Raw genomic sequence first — 2,968 nt, forward strand, 5'->3', positions numbered from 1 at the left:
CTAAATTTCGTGATGCCTTACGATTTGCTTGTTCGGCTCGTTGTTTATCTAATTCTTGCTGTCGCTTCATTTCCGCTTGGCGTTCCAGTTCTAGGCGTTTGCTTTCTTGGTTCTTCTGCCATTGCTCGAAGCCTTGCTCGGCACGGTTTAAACCGTGCTGTAAAACGCTGTCTGTGCGCTGTTTCTGTTGTTTGAGGTGTTGGGCGTTGTGTTGCTTCACATGGTCGTTATAACGGCTGATTTCGGTGTCTATGCCTTGTCTACGAAGTTGAGTGACCGAAGTCCCCTCATGAATGGTGGCTTGTAGTCCATTGTTCTGATCGGCATAGCTGCGGTGGTCTATTTTTTCTCGGTAGCCTGCTCGCTCCAGTGCGTGATTGGCTAAGTCCGCCCATGTTTCCCGAATCTGTTTGATGTCGTCTTGGGTTGTTCCCATATTTAGGCTTTTGCGTTTGGCATTACTTAACTCAATATCGGTTTTTGTCGTCAAAGTGAGTTTATTGTCAGGGGCTAATTCAGCTTTTCGGGTGGTCAGCATGATATGGGCGTGATGGTTTTTATCATTTCCGCCTTTGCTGGGTTCGTGAATGGCTAAATCTGCGATCACGCCATAGCGATCAACAAGTGATTGGGCAAACTCTTTTGCCAAGTCCTTACGTTGATCTGCATCCAGTTCATCAGGTAAGGCAATCACCCATTCTCTAGCGGTTCGAGCATCTTTGCGGTTTTCGGACTGTTCCGCCAAGTTCCACAACTCGCTACGGTCTATTTCTATATCAAGGTTAGACACAATTTCGCTATGGGCGACACCGTCCTTTCTCGTAAAGTCGTGGGTTAGTCCTGTTCGTTCATCTTTGAGTTTTTCCCCTGAACGGTAGGCAGACGATGCAACCGCAGTTCGTCCCGAACTTCGATTCACTGTTTTTGTTGAGCAATGATAAATCGCCATTTTTTCTTTCGCCTTTTTAAATTGCGTAGCAATTTTTTGGGGTTAAGGGGATTCCCCTTACGCAAACTTTGACTTGGATGAAATCCAAGTCGTAAGTGCGCATTTCATGAAAAACACGATAGCATATTACCCGCTTGAATTTCAATTCACAGGGTCTTATGCTTGAGTGGTTTTCTATATTCCGAAATTAACCGTTATGACTAAATCTGCTGAAAATATCGAAAAGAAAATTGAAGCCCAGTTAGAGAAGCTGAAACAGTTAAAAGCACAGAAACAAGCTATCGAAGCAAGAGAACGTACCAAGCAAAAGGAACAGCAACGAAAAGATGATACTCGGCGTAAAATTCTGCTCGGTTCTTATTTGATTAAAAAAATGCAGAATGAAGCCAATAAAGAAAAAATATTGGCTGAACTCAACGAATATTTAACAGAAAATAGAGATCGACAGCTTTTTGATTTGCCCGATATTGAAGCCTAATTTTTCTTAGCTGTTTGGTTGTTTTGTTCGGCTTGATACTCTGGAATGAGCGTATTTAAAACCTTTTGAATATTGTCCTTGTCTTCTATCTGCAAATTATCTCGATAGTAAATTAAGTCCTGTATTTTGCTTTCCATCTGCATTTTTTCGGTGGGTTCGGCATCTTTGGATAGTCGGGATAATAGGAAGATATAACCGCATATATTTTCCCTCGCAATTTCATAATTTACGATGTCGAGGTATTCAACGGTCACATGCTTTAGATCGGTTGATAGGTTATTTAATTTAATCATGGCTGAAATCCTGATTTTTCTAAAATTGGATAAAGCTCTCTGAATTTTTCAGGTTCTAAAAGCATATCAGCGATACGAATAGCAAATTGCTGGTAGCTTTCTGTGCCTTGTGAATATTTACTCATTTCAGGCATTTCAGACATTTTATTGGCAAATAAATGGCGTTGCGCATCGGTCATTTTTATAAAAAAGTCAGGGGTGTTTGGATCTCGTTTAGTTTCAATTTTAGGTTGTACTTTTTGCTTAAACTTGAATGAAAACCCTGTAATTGTACGCCCTTTCTTGTGTTGCTCATAAGTGGCTTTTATGTCTGTATGTTCATTGATTTGAGTAATGGCAGTTTCTAATACACGGCTTTTAAAATGGTGCATACGTTGATATTCATCATCTTCAACACCTAAATTTTTACGTAATTGTTGTAGTTCAAAAACAGGTGTTTTACCAACTTCACGCCAAGCGATTAATAACTCATAAAGTCTAGTGGCATACTTACTGGTCAGGTGTGCAACTTGTTTGGCTTCATATTTTGTAAAGTGTTCTTCTAATCTAGTGATTAAAGGCACTACATCAGGTGCGAAAGTAATTTCTAGTAATGCCAAATCATCTACATAAAAAATACGACTCACCCAGCGAGAGCGAACGATACCTACCTTTCCTGTTTTTTTATATTCGGCTGTATAGCTAAACTGCCTGTTAAATAGATTATTTACAGCATCTTTCAGGGCTTTGTAGGATGCATCAGGTGATACATTAAATAGCTTTGCATAGTCACTAGCATGTATTTCTAGTTTGCTATCTGCCGTAATACCCTGCCCTAATTCTCTTGCATTAATGATTGCAAGCATGACTAAACGCTGTTCTGTTAGTTCTAAATTATAACTGGCGTTTATTAATGCATTATCTTTCACAACTAAACCATTCTTCATATTAAATACACGTTATTATTAATGTGTATTTACACACTATATATTTTATGTGTGTAAATCAAGAGAATTTGTGTGCTTATACAAGAGAATTTGTGTGCTTATACAAGAGAATTTGTGTGCTTATACAAGAGAATTTGTGTGCTTATATACGCTAAAACCCTCTTATATCAATGCTTTCAGCTCATCTAAAAGCATTTAAAAGCTTTAAAAATAATTAAAAGCCTTTCGAGAGGGGAGTGCAAACTGCCCTAGGTACTCGCTAAAGCTCGTACTCTATTGAAGCTCGTTCCTCGCTTCGTGGGGCAGTTTTTAGTTAATCCTG

The 2,968-nt window shown here is 39.2% G+C and carries 4 protein-coding genes; 1 reads left to right on the forward strand and 3 read right to left on the reverse strand.

Annotated elements, in window-relative coordinates; all coding sequences use genetic code 11:
• Positions 1–949: MobQ family relaxase (mobQ, locus tag FTU38_RS16475; RefSeq protein WP_180111880.1), on the reverse strand; the 949-nt coding region annotated here is incomplete at its 3' end.
• Positions 950–1,145: 196 nt separating this feature from the next.
• Here mobQ and FTU38_RS16480 point away from each other — a divergent pair.
• Complete coding sequence (locus FTU38_RS16480) at positions 1,146–1,427, forward strand: hypothetical protein (RefSeq protein WP_005254311.1); 282 nt, start codon at positions 1,146–1,148, stop codon at positions 1,425–1,427.
• Here FTU38_RS16480 and FTU38_RS16485 read toward each other — a convergent pair.
• Positions 1,424–1,720: a hypothetical protein gene (locus FTU38_RS16485; RefSeq protein ID WP_032072979.1), complete on the reverse strand. Its 297-nt coding sequence runs from the start codon at positions 1,718–1,720 to the stop codon at positions 1,424–1,426. The genes FTU38_RS16480 and FTU38_RS16485 overlap by 4 nt on opposite strands.
• Positions 1,717–2,646: a replication initiation protein RepM gene (gene repM, locus FTU38_RS16490; RefSeq protein WP_032072978.1), complete on the reverse strand. Its 930-nt coding sequence runs from the start codon at positions 2,644–2,646 to the stop codon at positions 1,717–1,719. Before repM ends, FTU38_RS16485 begins: the two co-directional genes overlap by 4 nt.
• Between the last annotated feature and the right edge of the window lie 322 nt (positions 2,647–2,968).

The organism is Acinetobacter sp. YH12098 (assembly GCF_013419235.1).
Lineage (GTDB): Bacteria > Pseudomonadota > Gammaproteobacteria > Pseudomonadales > Moraxellaceae > Acinetobacter > Acinetobacter amyesii.

Bases quoted from the DNA above. Each gene is read 5' to 3' on its own strand.
- repM (WP_032072978.1), bottom strand. From the start codon at position 2,646: ATGAAGAATGGTTTAGTTGTGAAAGATAATGCATTAATAAACGCCAGT.
- FTU38_RS16485 (WP_032072979.1), bottom strand. From the start codon at position 1,720: ATGATTAAATTAAATAACCTATCAACCGATCTAAAGCATGTGACCGTT.
- FTU38_RS16480 (WP_005254311.1), top strand. From the start codon at position 1,146: ATGACTAAATCTGCTGAAAATATCGAAAAGAAAATTGAAGCCCAGTTA.